The sequence below is a fragment of the Diaminobutyricimonas aerilata genome, assembly GCF_002797715.1.
GTDB lineage: Bacteria > Actinomycetota > Actinomycetes > Actinomycetales > Microbacteriaceae > Diaminobutyricimonas > Diaminobutyricimonas aerilata.
The window spans coordinates 1347588-1364853 of sequence record NZ_PGFF01000001.1 but is presented as its reverse complement, the minus strand read 5'-3'; the positions used below and the strand labels follow the sequence as shown (position 1 = coordinate 1364853).

Below are 17266 nucleotides of genomic sequence, written 5' to 3'. Positions count from 1 at the left end.
GCTATTCGTCGGTGTCGACGACGTCGACGCGCACGCGCTTGCCGTCGGCGATCGCCGTCACGAGCGTGCGCAGCGCCTTCGCCGTGCGACCGGACCGCCCGATGACCCGGCCGAGGTCCTCGGGGTTCACATGAACCTCGAGGACCTCGCCGCGAGCGGAGCTCTTCGCGACGACCCGGACCTCGTCAGGGCGATCGACGATCCCCTTGACGAGGTGCTCGAGTGCGGCGGCGAGCATGATCAGGAGTTCTCGGCCTGCGCGGGGGTCTCCTCCGTGGTGGCGGAGGAGCTGTCGGCCTGCTCGGCGACCTCGGTGTCGACCTCGGCGTCGGCCGTGGCCTCGGCGGCGGCGACGTCGTCACCGGTCGCGGCGGACGCCTCGGCGTCGGCCGGAGCCGACTTCGGCTTGAGCACGGGGGTCTTCTTCTCGTCGGCGACGAAGGCGGTCTTGCCCTCGGCCACGCGGACCGTGTTCTTCGCGCCCTTCTCGCCCTTGAAGGTGCCCCAGTCGCCCGTGAGCTTGAGCAGCGCGGTGACCTGCTCGGTCGGCTGCGCGCCGACACTGAGCCAGTACTGGGCACGCTCGGAGTCGATCTCGATGATCGAGGGGTCCTCGGTGGGGTGGTACTTGCCGATCTCCTCGATCACTCGACCATCGCGCTTGGTGCGCGAGTCGGCGACGACGACACGGTAGTAGGGCGCGCGGATCTTTCCGAGACGCTTGAGACGGATCTTGACAGCCACGTTTCTCCTGTGGGGTGTGTAGGTGGGGCGAACTGCACGCCGTGAGCGTGGGGGCACACTCGGCAGGAAAGCTCTGGGGTGGTCGTGGGCCGTTGGATAGAGGGTCGAACGGCCTGGACCCGACGGACTATTCTGGCAGATTTTCGGCCCGTGCGGGAACCGCCACGTCGTCGCGCTCCCGCGGGACGCTCCGGCGACGGCTCACGGACACCCCGACGAGGCAGACGACACCGCCCACGATGGCCAGCAGCGCGGGGATCTCGCCGAAGAACAGCAGTCCCATCACGATCACGAGCGGCGGGACGATGTAGGTCGTGACACCGAGCTGACCGGCCGGCATGCGGCCGAGCGCGTACGCCCACGTGCTGAAGGCGAGCGCCGTCGGCACCACACCGAGGTACACCATGCCCCACACCGCACCGGGGGGAGCATCGGCGAGATCGGCCACGAGCTCACCGGAGAACGGAAGGCACAGCACCGCGCCGATCGCGGCGCCCAGGAAGGTCACCTGGGCCGCGGGGAGACGCGCGATGGCCGGCTTCTGCAGCAGGACGCCCGCGGCGTAGGTCACCGCGGCGACGAGCGCCCAGATCAGTCCGATCCCGTCGCCGAAGCCGCTGCTCGTGGCGATGCCGATGAGCACGACCCCGACGAAGGCGATCGCGGCCCCGATGCCGAGCCAGCGCGGGAAGCCCTCGCGCAGGATGACCCCGGCGCCGACCGCGATGAGGATGGGCCCGATGTTCACGATCATCGACGTGGTGCCGGCGTCGATCGTCTGCTCCGCCGTGTTGAGCGCGAAGTTGTAGACCGCGAACCAGAACGCCCCGAAGCCGGCGATGAGCAGCCACTCGCGCACCGTGGGCGCCACCCAGCGCCGGCCGATCAGCACGACCACGCCGAGCAGTACCGCTCCGACGACGAGACGGCCGAGCGCGAGCGATCCGCCACCGAAGTGCTCCCCCACGCCGCGGATCACGACGAAGGAACTCGCCCACGACAGCACGGTGACGACGATCGCGACGAGCACCGCCGGCGAGAGTCCGGGTCGTGAAGAGGGTTCGGCCATTCCCCCACGCTAGCCACGGCCACCGACAGCGCGAGCCGTTCCCGCTGACGCTGGCAGTTCCCGGCCGAGGAGTGGCGTTCGGTCGACGAAGAGCCGGCTCTGCCAGGATGTCGAGCACGGCACCCGTCGACGGAGGAGGTTCGCATGCGGCTCGAGTTCGCGGCGTCGGAACGGTCGACCATCGGCATCGAGTGGGAACTCGCGTGCGTGGACCGCGGCACCCGGGCCCTCGCCCCGGCCGGACCGGCCATCCTCGACCGCATCGCCGGCGACCCCGGCACCTATCCGCAGGCCACGAGCGAATTCCTCACCAACACCGTCGAGATCGTGAGCGGCGCGCATCACCGGGTGGGTGACGCCATGGGTGACCTGCACGAGCTGCTCGCCGCGGCGCGCGCGGCCGCGGATCCGCTCGGCGTCGACCTCATCAGCGCCGGCACGCATCCGTTCGCGCGGATGCAGGACCAGCAGGTCACCCCCGGCAGCGAGCGGTACCGCATCCTCGCCGACCGGATGCGGTGGTGGGCCGATCACCTGCTCATCTGGGGGCTGCACGTGCACGTCGGCGTGGAGGACGCGGAGCGCGCGGTGCACATCACCAACGGCCTCATCCGCTACTTCCCGCACCTGCAGGCGCTGAGCGCCTCGAGCCCGTTCTTCATCGGCGAGGACACCGGGTACGCCTCCAACCGGGCGATGATCTTCCAGCAGGCCTCGACGGCGGGGCTCCCCCCGCACCTGGGCGCGTGGGCGAACTTCGAGCAGTACGTCGAGGACGTCACGAAGGTGGGCATCATCGCCGAGCCCAGCGAGCTGCGCTGGGACGTGCGCCCCTCGCCGAAGTGGGGCACGGTCGAGGTGCGCATCTGCGACGCGCCGTCGAGCGCGCGGGAGGTGGCGGCCCTCGCGGCGCTCATCCAGTGCACCGTCGAGCGTCTCGGCGAGAAGCTCGACGCGGGCGAGGAGCCGGTCGTGCTGCCCCCGTGGTTCTCACGGGAGAACAAGTGGCGGGCGGCGCGGTACGGCCTGGACTGCGAGGCCATCGTCGACCCGGACGGCACGGAGCGTCCGCTCGTCGATGACGTCCTCGCGCTCGTCGACGAGGTGGAGCCCATCGCCCGGCGTCTCGGCTGCGATGCGGAACTGCGCGACATCGAGGCGATCCTGGATGCGGGTTCGGGCTACCAGCGGCAGCTCAGCACCGCGGCCCGTCACGACGGCGAACTCGTGCCGGTCGTCGACGCGCTCGTCGCGGAGCTCCGCGACGGCGCCTTCTAGGGGCGGGAACGACGGAGCGCCCCGGACCCGCAGGATCCGGAGCGCTCGTCCGCGGGATGCGGGTCAGGCGTTCTTGGCGTCGCGCCACGCGAGCCAGCGCTTGACGTCGTCGAGCGGGTAGTCCGGGCCCGAGATTCCGATCGTGAAGAGGGTGACGCCGAGTTCGTGCAACCGATCGGCGGTCTGCTCGTCGCGGCCGCCGAGCTCGTTCGAGAACTCGATCTCGGCCAGGTCGCGGCCGACGGCGTCGGCGTGCCCGCGCAGCACCTCGGTCTTGCGCTGGAGCGTCTCCGGGTCGCCGAAGCTGTGCCAGATGTCGGCGTGCTGGGCGACGATGCGCAGGGTCTTCTTCTCGCCCGCGCCCCCGATGAGCACAGGGATGTCGCGCAGCGGCGCCGGGTTGAGCTTCGCCCAGCGCTCCTCGATGCGGGGCATCGCGTCGGCGAGGGCGTTCAGGCGCGTGCCCGGGGTTCCGAACTCGTAGCCGTACTCGTCGTAGTCGCGCTCGAACCAGCCGGAGCCGGTGCCGAAGATGAACCGTCCGCCCGAGATGTGGTCGATGGTGCGGGCCATGTCGGCCTGCAGGTCGGCGTTGCGGTAGCTGTTGCAGTTCACGAGCGCACCGAACTCGACACGCTCGGTCTGCTCGGCCCACGCGGCGAGCATGGTCCACGACTCGTAGTGCAGACCCTCCGGGTCCCCGCTGAGCGGGAAGAAGTGATCCCAGTTGAAGAGGATGTCGACGCCGAGGTCCTCGAGCGTGCGGACGGTGTCGCGGATGGCGGGGTACTCGGCGTGCTGCGGCTGCACCTGCACGCCGATGCGGACGGGACGGTTTTCGGTCATCCCGGCAGCCTAAACGCCGCGCGGCACGCCCCCGCGCACGTCCGCCGTGCCTCTCAGGCCCGCGTCAGCCGGCCGAGTTCGTCACCGTGTCGATCGAGCAGCACGAGGTCGTCGCCGTCGAGCCACGCGGTCGTCGCCGTCGCCATCCACGTCGGCACGGGAGCCCCGTCGCACGCCATGAGCGTCGACGGACCGGAGGTCGCGAGCAGGGTGCCCGTGTCGTCCGCGACCCACCGGCCGCCGTTGCCGTTGCATCCGTCGGACCCCGTCCACGAGCCGTCGTCCGCGAACTCGACGAAGGCGGCGCCGGCGGTGTCCGCGGCGACCCATCTCGCGGGAGCGCCGGGTCCGGGTGTCCGGTCCTCCGCGAGCGGCGCCGGCGCGGCGAGCGCCTCACGCATCGCATCCGTCACCTGCGGCACGGCGACGAGCGAAGGGTCGATGTCGGCGGGCGGCTCCGGCGCCTCGGACGGGGTGAGGGTCGCCACCTCAGCTCCGGCCGCGTCCGTGAGCACCCGCGTGCCGTCGTCGCGCGAGTCGAAGCCGGCGACGCGCTCGAGCCATCCGACCGGCTCCGTGCCGCAGCCCTCGCCGAACGACCCCCAGTTCCCGAGCACCAGCAGGCCGTGCGCGGCGCGCCAGGATCCCGCGATCACGCCGCACTCGGCGCCGAGCAGGAACTCCGTCTCGTCGATGCGCAGCCAGGTCGCCGCGTCGACGCCGGCGACCTGCCACATGCCGACGAGGTCGATCGCCGCCGCTCCCGACGGCGCGACGGCACCGGGCTCGGTCGAGTCGTCCGCGCCGCCGGGCGATGCGGCGCACCCGGCGAGCGCGAGGACGAGGGCGGCGGACGGCAGGAGTCTCTTCACGCTCCCACGCTAGGAATCACCGCGCCGCATCGCCAGCCAACGTTCGGCGGCGTTCGTTCGTCGGCGCTCATTCGTCCGGCCCGGTCACGCGGATCCGCGCACCACGAGTTCGGTCGGCAGGGTGATCGTGGCCGGCGGAGCCCCGTCGATCACCTGCATGAGCAGGCGCACCATCTCCGAGGTGATCCGGTCGAACGGCTGGCGCAGCGTCGTGAGCTCGGGGTCGGTGCGCCGCGCGACCGGGGCGTCGTCGAAGCCGACGACGGCGACGTGCTCCGGCACCCGGCGTCCGGCCGCGCGCAGCTCGGTGAGAGCGCCGGCGGCCATCCGGTCATTGGCGGCGAAGACGGCGTCGAGATCGGGGGCGCGGTCGAGCAGGGCCCGCATCGCCCGCGCGCCGCTCGCCTCCGAGTAGTCCCCGCGCTCGATGAGCGCCTCGTCGACGGTGTCGCCGAGTTCCTCCCGGTACCCCTCGAGCCGCTGCCGGGCGCCCGCGGTGTCCTGCGGGCCGGTGATCGTCGCGATCCGGCGACGGCCCAGGGCGACCAGATGCGCGGTGGCGATCCGCCCACCCTCGCGGTCATCGGCGGCGACCCAGCCGATCTTCCGCTCATAGCCGAGGGGCACACCGCACGAGATGAGCGGCACCCCCGCCGTGTGCAGCTGACCGACGAGGTCCATGCCGGAGTTGTGCCACGAGACGAGCAGCACCCCGTCGACGTGCCCCTGCTGGATGTAGTCGCTCGCGCGGCGCTGCTCGGCGGCGGTGCCGGCCATGAGCACGACGAGCGAGACGTCGATCTCGGCCAGCGCGCGGGCCACGCCGCCCATGAGCTCCGCGAAGTTCGGGTCCTCGAACAGCAGCTCGAGCCGTTCCGTGAGCAGGAAGCCGACCGAGTTGGTGCGCTTGGTCGCGAGACTGCGCGCGTGCGGGTTGACCCGGTATCCGGTCTTCTTGATCGCCGCGTTGACGGCGCGCGAGGCCTCCGGACTCACCCAGTGACCGCCCTGGAGCACCCGCGACACCGTGCCGCGCGAGACCCCGGCGGCCTCGGCGACGTCGCGGATGGTGGGCCGTCGCGGCCGAGCGCTGTTCACGACCCGAATCCTACGGCCGGGTCACGCCTTCACGGCTCCCGCCGCGAGGTCGACCCGCCAGTACCGCTGCAGCAGCAGGAACACGGCGATGAGCGGCAGGATCGACAGGAGCGCCCCGGTGATGACGAGCGTGTACAGCGCCGGCACCGTCGCGCCCTGGTTGAGCAGTCCGTGCAGCCCGACGGTGAGCGGGAACAGGTTGTCGTCGCCGAGCATGATGTACGGGAGCATGAAGTTGTTCCAGATCGCGACGAACTGGAACAGGAAGATCGTCACGAGGCCGGGCGCCATCATCGGCAGGGCCACCCGATGGAAGGCGAACAGCTCGCCGGCGCCCTCCGTGCGTGCCGCCTCGACCACGTCGGTCGGCACGGATGCGGCGGCGTAGATGCGCGCGAGGTAGATGCCGTACGGGCTGATGATCTGCGGCAGCAGCACCGACCAGTAGGTGTTGGTCAGGCCGAACTGCGCGAACAGCAGGTACTGCGGGATCGCGAGGATGACCCCCGGCACCAGTACGCCCATGAGCAGCACGCGGAACACGACCGACTTGCCCGGGAACGAGAACTTCGCCAGCACGTACCCGCTCAACGCCGAGACGTAGGTCGACAGCGCGGCCCCGACGCCCGCGTAGAGGGCGGTGTTGAGCATCCAGCGCCAGAAGAGCCCGTCGCGATAGGCGGTCAGTTCGGCGATGTTGTCGCCGAGGTGGGTGCTCGGCGCGAAGGTGAACGTCGAGAACAGCTCCCCGCCGTCCTTCGTCGACGCGGTGAGCACCCACAGCACGGGGATGAGGCAGTACACGGCTCCGAGCAGGAGCACGGCGGTCGCGACGATGCTCGGCCGGTCGCGGTCGGCGCGCGACGAAGCGCGCCGGGCGGCGCGGGTGCGGACGGCGGTGGCGGCGGTCATCAGTCCTCCTGACCGAAGGCGCGGCGCTGCACGATCCGCAGGAACAGGAACGACAGCAGGAACGTGGCGAGGGCGATCACGACGGAGCTCGCCGCGGCGGAGCCGAGGTCGTCGCGGGTGAACGCGTCGCGGTAGACCTTCATGAGCGGGGTCCACGTGGTCGAGAGCGAGTTGCTCAGCGGGCGCAGGGTCGTCGGCTCGGCGAAGACCTGCAGGGTCGCGACCATCGAGAACAGCGCGGTCATGACGACCGCGGGCGCGATGATCGGCACCTTGATCCGCAGGGCGATCTGCGTCTCGGTCGCCCCGTCGAGCCGCGCGGCCTCGTAGATCTCGGTGGGCACCGCCCGCAGGGAGGTGTACATCACGATCATGTTGAACCCGACTCCGCCCCACAGCGCGATGTTGGCGATCGCGAAGATGACGAGGTCGTTGGAGAGGATGCGCGGGGCGTCCCAGCCGAGTCGCTCGAAGATCCAGTAGGCGGGGCTCACGGCCGGGAGGTACAGGAAGCCCCAGAGCAGCGAACTGATGACCGCGGGAACGGCGTAGGGCAGGAAGATCGTCACGCGCGAGAAGGTCGTGGCCCGGCTGCGCCTCGAGTCGAGCAGCAACGCGAACAGCAGCGCGAGCAGCAGCATCGCGGGCACGAGGATGAGGCCGTAGAGCAGCACCCGCCCGACGCTCGCGAGGAACTCGGGGTCGAGCGCGGCGGCGTAGTTCTCGAGGCCGGCGAAGACGGTCTTGCGGGCCCCGGAGCCGAGGCCCAGACCCTCCACCTGCGTCTTCTGGAAGCTCAAGACGAGCGTGTAGAGGATGGGTGCCGCCATGAACAGCACGAACAGCACGATGCCGGGGGCGAGCATCGCGTACGGGATGAGGATGCGGCCCGTGCGGCCGCCGCGTGGAGAGGTCATGAGGGTCCTCGTCGGCACCCGCGGGGACGGTCGTCCGCCCCCGCGGGTGGTCGGCTACTCGACGGTGAATCCGGCGGATTCGAGGTCGTCGACGGTGATCTTCTGCATCCGCCTCACCGCTTCGGTGAACGCGGCGGCGGTGCGGGCCTCGGCGGCCGTGGCGAACTCGTCGTTGTAGGCGCTGAAGGCGACGTTGACGTTCGGTCCGTAGGTGAAGTTCTGCACCTGCTCCGACGCCTGAGCGGCGAGCTCGTAGAACTCCGGCTGGTTGGCGATGAAGGCGGGAGGGTCGCTCAGCGCGTCCGCGGCGGCGTCGACCGCCGCCGGGTAGACGCCCGAGATGTCGGCGAGCGCCGCGACGGCCTCCGGGTCGGTGTTGAGCCACGTGGCGAACTCGACAGCCTCGGCGGTGTGATCGGACTGGGTCGTGACGGCCGTGCTCGATCCGCCCCAGTTGCCGTTGGCCTCGTCCCCGGCGTTCCACTGCGGCAGCAGCGCGGCCTTCCACAGTCCCTCGGTGTCCGGCGCGTTGCCCGCGAGCACGCCCGGTCCCCAGACGGAGCTGATCCAGCCGAGCTGGGTGCCGTCGTTCAATCCGGCGTTCCACTCGGGGGTGTACATCGGCTTGTTGTCGATCACGCCCTCCTCGACGAGTCCGCCCCAGTACTGGGCGACCTTCTGCGTGGGCTCGGCGTCGATGTCGACGCTCCACGCGTCGCCGTCGATGCCCCACCACGAGGCGCCCGCCTGCTGCGCGAGTCCGCTGAACCAGCCGGCGTCGTTCGCGGAGAAGGTTCCGAGGAAGCTGCCCGGACGTGCGGCGGTGACGGCACGGGCCGCCTCCGCGTACTCGTCCCACGTCGTCGGCACCGCGAGTCCGAGTTCCTCGAAGATGTCGGCGCGGTAGTAGAACATCATCGGGCCGGAGTCCTGCGGCACCGCGTAGACGGCGTCGCCGCCGAGCGTGACCGAGTCCCACGTGCCGTCGGAGAACTCGTCGGCGACGGAGCCGTCGAGTTCGCCCGAGATGTCGGCGAGGGCGTCGCTCGAGACGAGGGTCGGGATCTTCTGGTACTCGGCCTGGATGAGGTCGGGTGCTCCGCTGCCGGCCTTGATCGCCGTGAGGAGCTTGGTGATGGCGGGGTCGCCGCCGTCCTGCTTGTTGACGGTCACCTGGATGTCGGGGTTCTGGTCGTTCCAGATCTCGACCACCTTGTCCAGGTTGGGAGCCCAGGCCCAGTAGGTGAGCTCGACCGGCTGGTCGCCCGAGCCTCCCGCCGAGCACCCCCCGGCCGTGAGCGCCGCGACCGCGATCGTCGCGGCGGCGGCGAGGCGAGTGGATGCGCGCATTTCGTCCTCCTTGTCGAATGCTGTGGTCCGGTTTGCCGGGCGGGGATGCCGCTTCATGTGCCAACCGGCTGTGACCGGTAACAGTAGCTCATACGATTTGGCGCATGTCAACCGGGCTACCGTGCCGACGTGTGGCCGTGTTACAACTGTGACCGTACACAGTCAGACGGGATGACATGACCCTCGAACAGCAGCGCCGCGCCGATGCGAGCGACACCCAGCCCGACGCGCGCCCGCGTCGGACCCCGTGGTCGGGCGCGCGCGGCCTGCGCTACGGCGGCGACTACAACCCGGAGCAGTGGCCGCGGGAGACCTGGGTCGACGACATCGCGCTCATGCGCGAGGCCGGCATCGACCTCGTGAGCGTCAACATCTTCTCGTGGGCGCTGCTCGAACCGCGCGAAGGCGAGTTCCGTTTCGACCAGCTCGACGACATCCTCGATCTGCTCGCCGGTGCGGGCATCGACGTCGACCTCGGCACGCCGACGGCCGCTCCCCCGGCCTGGTTCTTCACGACGTATCCGGAAGCGCGCGTGGTGACGCGCGACGGCATCGCGCTCGGGCACGGATCCCGCGGGATGGCGAGCCCGAGCTCGCCGCACTACCGACGCGCCGCGGCCGCCATCACCGAGCAGCTCGCCCGCCGATACGCGCAACACCCGGCCGTCGTCATGTGGCACGTGCACAACGAGTACGGCGCCCCCGTCAGCGAGAGCTACGACGAGGCCTCGGTGCTCGCCTTCCGCGAGTGGCTGCGCCGCCGTTACGACACCCTCGACGCCCTCAACTCGGCGTGGGGAACCACCTTCTGGGGGCAGCGCTACACCGAGTGGCACGAGATCGACGCACCCCGACTGGCCCCCTCGGTCGTCAACCCGGCGCAGCGACTCGATTTCGCCCGATTCACCTCGGACGCGCTGCTCGCGTGCTTCGTGATGGAGCGCGACATCATCCGGCAGCACACGCCGCACCTGCCCGTCACGACCAACTTCATGGCGACGAGCTGCCCGTCGATGGACCTCTGGGCCTGGTCGCGCGAGGTCGACGTCGTCGCGAACGACCACTACCTCACCGCCGAACGACGCGACAACCACGTGCTGCTCGCGATGGACGCCGACCTCACCCGCTCACTCGCGGACGGGCGCCCCTGGATGCTCATGGAGCATTCCACCTCGGCCGTCAACTGGCAGCCGCGGAACATCGCCAAGCGCGCGGGCGAGCTCGCGCGCAACAGCATCAGCCACCTCGCCCGCGGCGCCGACGCGATCATGTTCTTCCAGTTCCGCGCGTCGCGATCCGGGGCGGAGAAGTTCCACTCGGCGATGCTGCCGCACGCCGGCACCGGATCGCGTATCTGGCGCGAGGTCGTCGCCCTCGGCGACGACCTCACCCGCCTCGCCGGTGTGCGCGGGGCGACCACGCGAGCCGAGGTCGCCGTGCTGTGGGACTGGCAGTCCTTCTGGGCCCAAGATCTCGAATGGCGGCCGAGCGTCGACCTCGACCACCGCCGCCGCATCGAGGCCTTCTACAGCGCCCTCTGGCACCGGGATGTGACCGTCGACTTCGCGCATCCGGCGGCCGATCTCTCCGGCTACCGGGTCGTGCTCGCCCCGGCGCTCTATCTCGTCGACGAGCTCGCCCAACGCAACCTGCGCTCCTATGTGGAGGCCGGCGGTACCCTCGTCGTCTCGTACTTCTCGGGTGTCGTGGACGAACACGACGCCGTGCCGGCGGGCCCGCACCCGGGCGGTCTGCGCGACGTGCTCGGACTCGTCGTCGAGGAGTTCCTGCCCCTGCGCTCCGACGAGACGGTGCAGCTCGACACCGGCGAGCGCGGGCGCATCTGGACCGACGCCGTCCGCACCGAGGGCGCCGAGGTCGTCTCGCGGTACCTCGACGGCCCCGCGGAGGGAGGGCCCGCCCTCACCCGCCACGCGTTCGGTGCCGGGACCGCCTGGTACGTCTCCACCGACCTGGAGGGCGGCGACCTCGACGCCCTGCTCGTCCGCGTGCTGGGCGAGACGGGGGTCCCCTTCGGCGCACCCGATGAGGTCGAGGTCGTCGTGCGTCACGCCGACGATGCGGCCTACACGTTCGCGATCAACCACACCGCCGCTCCCGCGCACCTCACGGCACCGGCCGGAGCCGTCGAGATGCTCACCGGCGAGAAGCTCGGCGGCACACTCACCGTGCCGCCTCACCTGGTCAGGGTGATGAGGACGACGACCGGCTGATCCGCCAGCGCGCGCCGGGAGCAGATGTCGAGGAGGACATGATGCAGCACCACGTCAAGAGAGCGATCTCGACGGGGGTGATCGCCCTCGTGCTCGCGGCCGTGCCGTCGCTCAGCGCGACCGCGGCCCCGCCCGCGCATCCGATCGCCAACCCGGGATTCGAAGAGGGGCTCACCGGCTGGAGGAGCACCGGCGTGGGCGGCGCCGCCCGCACCGAGGCCGGTGGGGTGGACTCCGCGACGCGGCTGACGCACTGGCTGGATGACGGGGGTGCGGTCACGACGACGCAGCGATTCCGCCCCGCGGCCGACGGCTGGTACACCTTCAGCGCGAGCGTGAAGTCCGGCGGCGGGCTCGCCTCGAGCAGCCTCGTCGCCACCGGATGCGGTGTGCCGGCGGTGACCACGGTCCCGTCGACGGAGGTCGACGACGCGTGGGTGCGGCTCTCGGTGAGCTTCCGTTCGTTCCGCGGCGGCTGCACCATCGGACTGAAGACGGACGGCCCGGCCGGGTCGTGGGCGAGCTTGGACGACGTCGAGGTGACCGCGGGCCGCAGCGAGCGGCTCATCCGCGGAGCGGACCTCTCGGGCGTGCGCAAGAACGAGGACTTCGGCGCGACCTACGCGGCTCCGAACGGCCACCGGGTCGACCCCGTGCAGGCGTTCGCCGCTGCCGGTGCCGACCTCGGGCGTCTGCGGGTGTGGGTCGATCCGGCCGACGGCTACAACGCACTCGACGACGTGGTCGCGACGGGCAAGCGGATCACCGCCGCGGGGATGGGCGTGCTCGTGGACTTCCACTACTCGGATCGGTGGACCGACCCGGGCGCGCAGGGTGTGCCCGCAGCGTGGGCGCACTCCGACGTGCCGACCATGACCGCGCAGCTGCGGCAGCACACGCTCGACGTGCTCACCGCGCTCAAAGAGGCGCGGGTCGACGTGCGCTTCGTGCAGGTCGGCAACGAGATCAACCCGGGCATGCTGTGGCCGCACGGTCAGACCTGGGACGTGGTCCCCGGCGACGGGGTCGACACCCCGCAGTGGGACGCGCTCGCGGGCTTCCTCACGGCCGGCTCGACGGCGACGTCGGAGGTGTTCCCCGAGGCGCGGGTGATCCTGCACCTCACCAACATCAACAACGGCGTCGGCTCGCTCACGTGGTGGTTCGACGAGGTCACGGCGCGCGGCGTCCCGTTCGACGTCATCGGCCTGTCGTACTACTCCTACTGGCACGGCAGCTTCGCCGACCTGCAGGAGGCGGTGACCGTGCTCTCCGACCGGTACGACCGCGACGTGCTCGTCGTCGAGACGGCCTACCCGTGGACGCTCGCCGACGATCCCGTCGACCCGTGGGAGAACGTCATCGACCTCGAGTCCGAGCTGACGCCGGGCTACCCCGCGACGCCCGAGGGGCAGGCGGCGAACTTCCGAGCGGTGCAGGATGTCGTGCGATCGGCGCCCGGCGGGCGCGGGCTCGGCGCCGTGTACTGGGAACCCGCGTGGACGGCGGTGCCGGGTGCCGGCTGGGATCCGGCGGACCCCGCCTCCGGTAACGCGTGGGAGAACCAGGCGATGTTCGATCATGAGGGCCGGATGCTCCTGCCCGGCTTCCTGCAGTTCCTGCCCGACCTCGGCACCATCGCGCCGGGGTGGCGGGCGTTGCTGCGCTGAGCAGGTCGTCGCGGATACCGGGCCGACCCGGTATCCGCGACCTCCTTCCTACTTCTTGCCGCAGTCGGTCGCGCGGTAGTCCACCTGGTAGCTGGAGTACTTCCCCTGCCCGTCCTTCCAGGTGTAGCCCGCGATCGTGGCAGACCCGGCGGGCACGCGCTTCGACGCCTTCCAGATGTAGGTGACCGTGTCATCCGGTGCCACCCGGGTGAACTTCACCGTGCCCTCCTCGCTCGTGAGGCGGATGTCGGCGGCGAGACCGGAGCGGTTCACCGCCGAAGCGACGATGTACGCCTTGCCGTCGAGGCACTGCGTGTGGGCGCTCACCTCGAGCGGCACGTCGTGCACCGGAGCGATCCGGATCGTGCCGCTCCAGCGCGCGACGGTCGAGCGGTTGCCCGACGAATCGGTCGCTCGGGCCTCGACGGTGTGGGCACCGTCGCCGAGCACGAGGGGCTCACCGACGGGCGCCCACGCGGCGCCGTCGACGGCGACCTCGAGCGTCGGCGGCGGGGTGAAGTCGTCGGTGCCGCTCACGGTGAGGGTCACCGCTCGCGTGTACACGCCGTCCGCGCCCGGCGCGGCCGGGTCCGCGTCGATGCGCACCGTGGGTGCGGCCGTGTCGGCCGGCGGGTAGCTCACCAGCTGCCTGGAGGTGCCGGACGGCGCCTCCGCGGTGGCGCCGGCGTCGTTGATGATGTGGTCGATCCCACCCGAGCCGTTGAGGAACACGCTCGTCATCGACCGGAAGCGCACGTCGGGCGAACGCGGAGCCTGGATGCCGCTCTCGAGCCGGATGTCGATCCCGCGTTCGAAGTACGCGTACACGCCGAGCCCTTCGGCGAGGTGGTGCCGCACGTCGTCGGCCACGCGGTAGGAGGCGTAACCGAGCCGGTCGCCGTCCATCCAGGCGGCCTGGCTCGGCGGGTCGTAGGGCAGCTCGCTCTGGTAGAACACGGTGCGGCCCCGCTCGCCGTTCCACTGCACCTGGGTCTTCTGGTAGTGCTCCACGAACAGCCCGAGCGCCGTGACGTCGTCACCGTTGACCACCAGGCCGTGGTCGCCGACGTTCGAGTCCCACGCCACCCCGGCGCCGTGGTCCGCGCGCCAGGCCCAGATGTGGTCGAGCAGGGTGTGCGGACTGTTCACCTCGATGGAGGTCGTGGCCGTGCCCGCCCACGCCCCACCGACGCGGATGAACACGTCGCTGAGCGTGGTCGGGTCGGCCGGGTCCGCGGCGGTCGCGCCGCGCGGTCCCACCTGCACGAGCACGTCGGAGCGCTGCTCGCCGGCGTCGACGGTGATGCCGGCGATGGTGACGCCGGGGACGTCGCCCACCTCGATCGCCGCATCGCCCGCGGTCGGCACGAGCGACGCGTATCCGAGGCCGAGCACGACGGTCTCCGCACGATCGACGTGCAAAGCGGCATCCAGGTGGTAGACGCCCGGCGTGATGAGCAGGTGCTTGCCGGCGGCGAGCTGCGCGTTGATCTGCGCCGCGGTTGCTCCCTCCTTCACGATGAAGAAGTCCTCGAGCGGGAGCGAGTCGCCCGCGTCGGCGTCGGTGGACCAGTCGTGGCCGCGCGTCTCCGTGCGTGCGGCGGGGACGAACACGCGGTAGTGCCCGGCGTCGTCGATGTAGAGGTACGGCGCCTCCCGCGTGATCGGGGTGGTCTCGAGCGTGGTCTTGTTCCCGGTGCCGCTGCCGACGGGCTGGCCGAAGTCGGTCGCGGGAGCGCCCTCCACGCCGGAGAAGACCGTGTTCCACACGCCGCCGTCCCACGTGCCGACGGTGGAGTCCCGCGTGAACCACTGCTGCTGGGAGCCGCTGATGAGGGTGCCGTCGACGTTCGAGTTCGCGAGGTAGCCGCCCGAGGCGTACTCGCCGACGCGGCCGAACAGGGTGAGGTTCCCCTCGATGTTCATGCGGCGCAGCGGGGCGGCCTGCGACACGGCGTAGCGCATCGTGTGCGGGTCGGTGATGCCGCTCGGGAACGGACGGTCCGCGTCGACACCGACCGGGCGCTGGATGGGGTTGATCGTCATGTTGCTGAGCGAACGCCAAAAGCGTGTCAGCGAGCCCGGCTGCGGGCAGTCCCACGGGTTGGCTTCGCAGGCGCGCACGGGCTCCACGTGCAGGGCTCCGTTGATCCGGACGTCCTCGGGCGAGGCCCCGAGCCCGGAGATCGCGGTGTAGTAGCCGAGCTCGGCGTTCACGATGCCGGTCGCGGTCGCCGGGTCGTCCTCGCCGGAGGCGTCACCGTAGGTGCCGGGCTTGAAGAACACGGCGTGGCGGTTCTGGCTGAACTCCGCCTCGCCGGAGATGCCGGCGAGGGTGGAGTTGATCTCCTCGACCGGCATGGACGGGTCGAAGACGATCACATTCGGGCCGAGGTCGGGCTCCGCGGCGTAGGCGACGTCGCCGGTGCCGAGGTTGATCGCCCCGGCGAGCAGCGCGCCGGCGATCACCCCCGCGCCGATCCGTCTCGGAAGGTCTACCCGCGGCCTCGGTGCCGGCATGCGCGTACTCATCGGTTCTCCTTTGAACGAGAGGCGGTCGACCGCGTGCCGCGGCCGTGCGTGAAGGCTACCCGGAACGTTACCTACTTGTCAGTAAGTGGTTTGGAGGACACAGGTGTACTACGCGCTCCCGCATTAGGGGGAACACGCGGACGTCGTCGCGCCTCAGCGGCCGAGGAACTTCTGCAGCGCGGAGAGCTCTTCCTCGGTGGGCTGCTGCGGGGTCGACGCGCCCCCGCCGAGACCGAACCCGGAGCCGCCCGAGTTCGTCGCGGGCTTGACGCCCTGGGCGCGGGCGGCGTTCTCGGCGGCGCGCTTGGCGGGGTTGCCCGAGCGGGAGCCCGCCTTCTTCTTCTGGGTCTTGCCCTTGCCGCCGGCGAACTTCGCGCCGGGAACCGGACCCATGCCGGGGATCTGCGGCATGCCGCCGCGGGCGACCGTCTTCATCATCTTGGCGGCCTGCTCGAAGCGGGTGACGAGGGCGTTCACATCCGTGACCGTCATTCCCGAACCCCGCGCGATGCGCAGACGACGGCTGCCGTTGAGCAGCTTCGGGTTGCGGCGTTCGGCCGGCGTCATCGACTGGATGATCGCCTCGGTGCGTACGATCTCGCGCTCGTCGAAGTTGTCGAGCTGCTCGCGCATCCCCTTCGCGCCCGGGAGCATGCCGAGCATGCCCTTGATGGAGCCCATGTTCTTGAGCTGCTGCATCTGGGCGAGGAAATCCTCGAGCGTGAACGTCTCGGTCGCGAGCTTCTCGGCGACCTTGAGCGCCTCCTCCTCGTCGAAGGCCTTCTGCGCCTGCTCGATGAGGGTGAGGATGTCGCCGAGGTCGAGGATGCGGCTCGCCATGCGGTCGGGGTGGAACGGTTCGAAGTCGTCGAGTCCCTCGCCGGTGGAGGCGAAGATGATCGGCCGGCCGGTGACGCTCGCGACCGAGAGCGCGGCACCGCCGCGCGCGTCGCCGTCGAGCTTGGTGAGCACGACGCCGGTGAAGTCGACGCCCTCCTGGAAGGCCTTCGCCGTGCCGACCGCGTCTTGACCGATCATCGCGTCGAGCACGAAGAGCACCTCGTCGGGGTCGACGGCCTTGCGGATGTTCGACGCCTGCTTCATGAGCTCGGCGTCGACGCCGAGGCGGCCGGCGGTGTCGACGATGACGACGTCGTGCTGACGGTCGCGCGCGACCTTCATCGCGTCCTTCGCGACGCGCACCGGGTCGCCCACGCCGTTGCCGGGCTGCGGGGCGTAGACCGTGACGCCGGCCTGCTCCCCCACGACCTGCAGCTGGGTGACCGCGTTCGGTCGCTGGAGGTCGGCGGCGACGAGCATCGGGCTGTGGCCCTCGCCCACCATCCACTTGGCGAGCTTGCCCGCGAGCGTCGTCTTGCCGGCACCCTGAAGACCGGCGAGCATGATGACCGTCGGCGGGGTCTTCGCGAACTCGAGCCGGCGCTGCTGCCCGCCGAGGATCTGCACGAGCTCCTCGTTGACGATCTGCACGACCTGCTGCGCGGGGTTGAGCGCCTTGTTCACCTCGTCGCCGAGCGCGCGCTCCCGCACCTTGCCGGTGAAGTCCTTCACCACATCCAGGTTGACGTCCGCCTCGAGCAGGGCGCGACGGATCTCGCGCACCGTGCCGTCGACGTCCGCCGGGGTCAACCGGCCCTTGCCCCGCAGATTGCGGAAGGTCTCGGTGAGCCGGTCGGAGAGCGTTCCAAAGGCAGCCATGATCCGGCCAGTTTAACGGCAGCGA

14 protein-coding genes are annotated in these 17266 nt (G+C 70.7%); 3 read left to right on the top strand and 11 right to left on the bottom strand.

Annotated features, from left to right (window positions below; translation table 11 throughout):
* Position 1: 1 nt before the first annotated feature.
* From CLV46_RS06520 to CLV46_RS06510, 3 genes are all read right to left on the bottom strand, one after another.
* On the bottom strand, positions 2–238 hold the full coding sequence (locus CLV46_RS06520) for an RNA-binding protein (RefSeq protein WP_100364026.1): 237 nt from the start codon (positions 236–238) through the stop codon (positions 2–4).
* Between the two features lie 2 nt (positions 239–240).
* Positions 241–744: a 30S ribosomal protein S16 gene (gene rpsP, locus CLV46_RS06515; protein ID WP_100364025.1), complete on the bottom strand. Its 504-nt coding sequence runs from the start codon at positions 742–744 to the stop codon at positions 241–243.
* Positions 745–871: 127 nt separating this feature from the next.
* Positions 872–1813 carry a DMT family transporter gene (locus tag CLV46_RS06510; protein WP_100364024.1) on the bottom strand — a complete coding sequence of 314 codons (942 nt, stop codon included), beginning with the start codon at positions 1811–1813 and terminating at the stop codon, positions 872–874.
* 144 nt (positions 1814–1957) lie between these two features.
* Here CLV46_RS06510 and CLV46_RS06505 point away from each other — a divergent pair, with 144 nt between their 5' ends.
* On the top strand, positions 1958–3091 hold the full coding sequence (locus CLV46_RS06505) for a glutamate--cysteine ligase (protein ID WP_100364023.1): 1134 nt from the start codon (positions 1958–1960) through the stop codon (positions 3089–3091).
* 63 nt (positions 3092–3154) lie between these two features.
* On the opposite strand, the gene CLV46_RS06500 is transcribed toward CLV46_RS06505, so the two are convergent.
* From CLV46_RS06500 to CLV46_RS06475, 6 genes are all read right to left on the bottom strand, one after another.
* Entirely contained in the window at positions 3155–3937 is a 783-nt protein-coding gene (locus CLV46_RS06500; RefSeq protein ID WP_100364022.1) for an LLM class F420-dependent oxidoreductase, read from the bottom strand.
* A 53-nt stretch (positions 3938–3990) separates the two neighbouring features.
* Positions 3991–4809: an META domain-containing protein gene (locus tag CLV46_RS06495; protein WP_100364021.1), complete on the bottom strand. Its 819-nt coding sequence runs from the start codon at positions 4807–4809 to the stop codon at positions 3991–3993.
* 84 nt (positions 4810–4893) lie between these two features.
* Positions 4894–5907 (bottom strand): LacI family DNA-binding transcriptional regulator, encoded by a 1014-nt coding sequence (locus CLV46_RS06490; protein ID WP_211282160.1) that lies wholly within the window; start codon positions 5905–5907, stop codon positions 4894–4896.
* Between the two features lie 21 nt (positions 5908–5928).
* On the bottom strand, positions 5929–6819 hold the full coding sequence (locus tag CLV46_RS06485; protein ID WP_100364019.1) for a carbohydrate ABC transporter permease: 891 nt from the start codon (positions 6817–6819) through the stop codon (positions 5929–5931).
* Positions 6819–7736 (bottom strand): carbohydrate ABC transporter permease, encoded by a 918-nt coding sequence (locus CLV46_RS06480; protein ID WP_100364018.1) that lies wholly within the window; start codon positions 7734–7736, stop codon positions 6819–6821. Before CLV46_RS06480 ends, CLV46_RS06485 begins: the two co-directional genes overlap by 1 nt.
* 54 nt (positions 7737–7790) lie before the next feature.
* Positions 7791–9086 carry an ABC transporter substrate-binding protein gene (locus CLV46_RS06475; RefSeq protein WP_100364017.1) on the bottom strand — a complete coding sequence of 432 codons (1296 nt, stop codon included), beginning with the start codon at positions 9084–9086 and terminating at the stop codon, positions 7791–7793.
* 176 nt (positions 9087–9262) lie between these two features.
* On the opposite strand from CLV46_RS06475, the gene CLV46_RS06470 reads away from it, so the two are divergent.
* Positions 9263–11320, top strand: a complete 2058-nt coding sequence (locus CLV46_RS06470; protein WP_100364016.1) for a beta-galactosidase — start codon at positions 9263–9265, stop codon at positions 11318–11320.
* 41 nt (positions 11321–11361) lie between these two features.
* The gene (locus CLV46_RS06465; RefSeq protein WP_100365931.1) at positions 11362–12990 is read left to right on the top strand and encodes a glycoside hydrolase family 53 protein; all 1629 of its coding nucleotides are present in this window, start codon (positions 11362–11364) and stop codon (positions 12988–12990) included.
* 48 nt (positions 12991–13038) lie between these two features.
* Here CLV46_RS06465 and CLV46_RS06460 read toward each other — a convergent pair whose 3' ends face one another.
* Positions 13039–15459, bottom strand: a complete 2421-nt coding sequence (locus tag CLV46_RS06460; RefSeq protein WP_100364015.1) for an adenylyl cyclase — start codon at positions 15457–15459, stop codon at positions 13039–13041.
* 216 nt (positions 15460–15675) lie between these two features.
* Positions 15676–17241, bottom strand: coding sequence for a signal recognition particle protein (ffh, locus tag CLV46_RS06455; RefSeq protein WP_100364014.1), 1566 nt, complete (start codon positions 17239–17241; stop codon positions 15676–15678).
* Positions 17242–17266 lie beyond the last annotated feature (25 nt).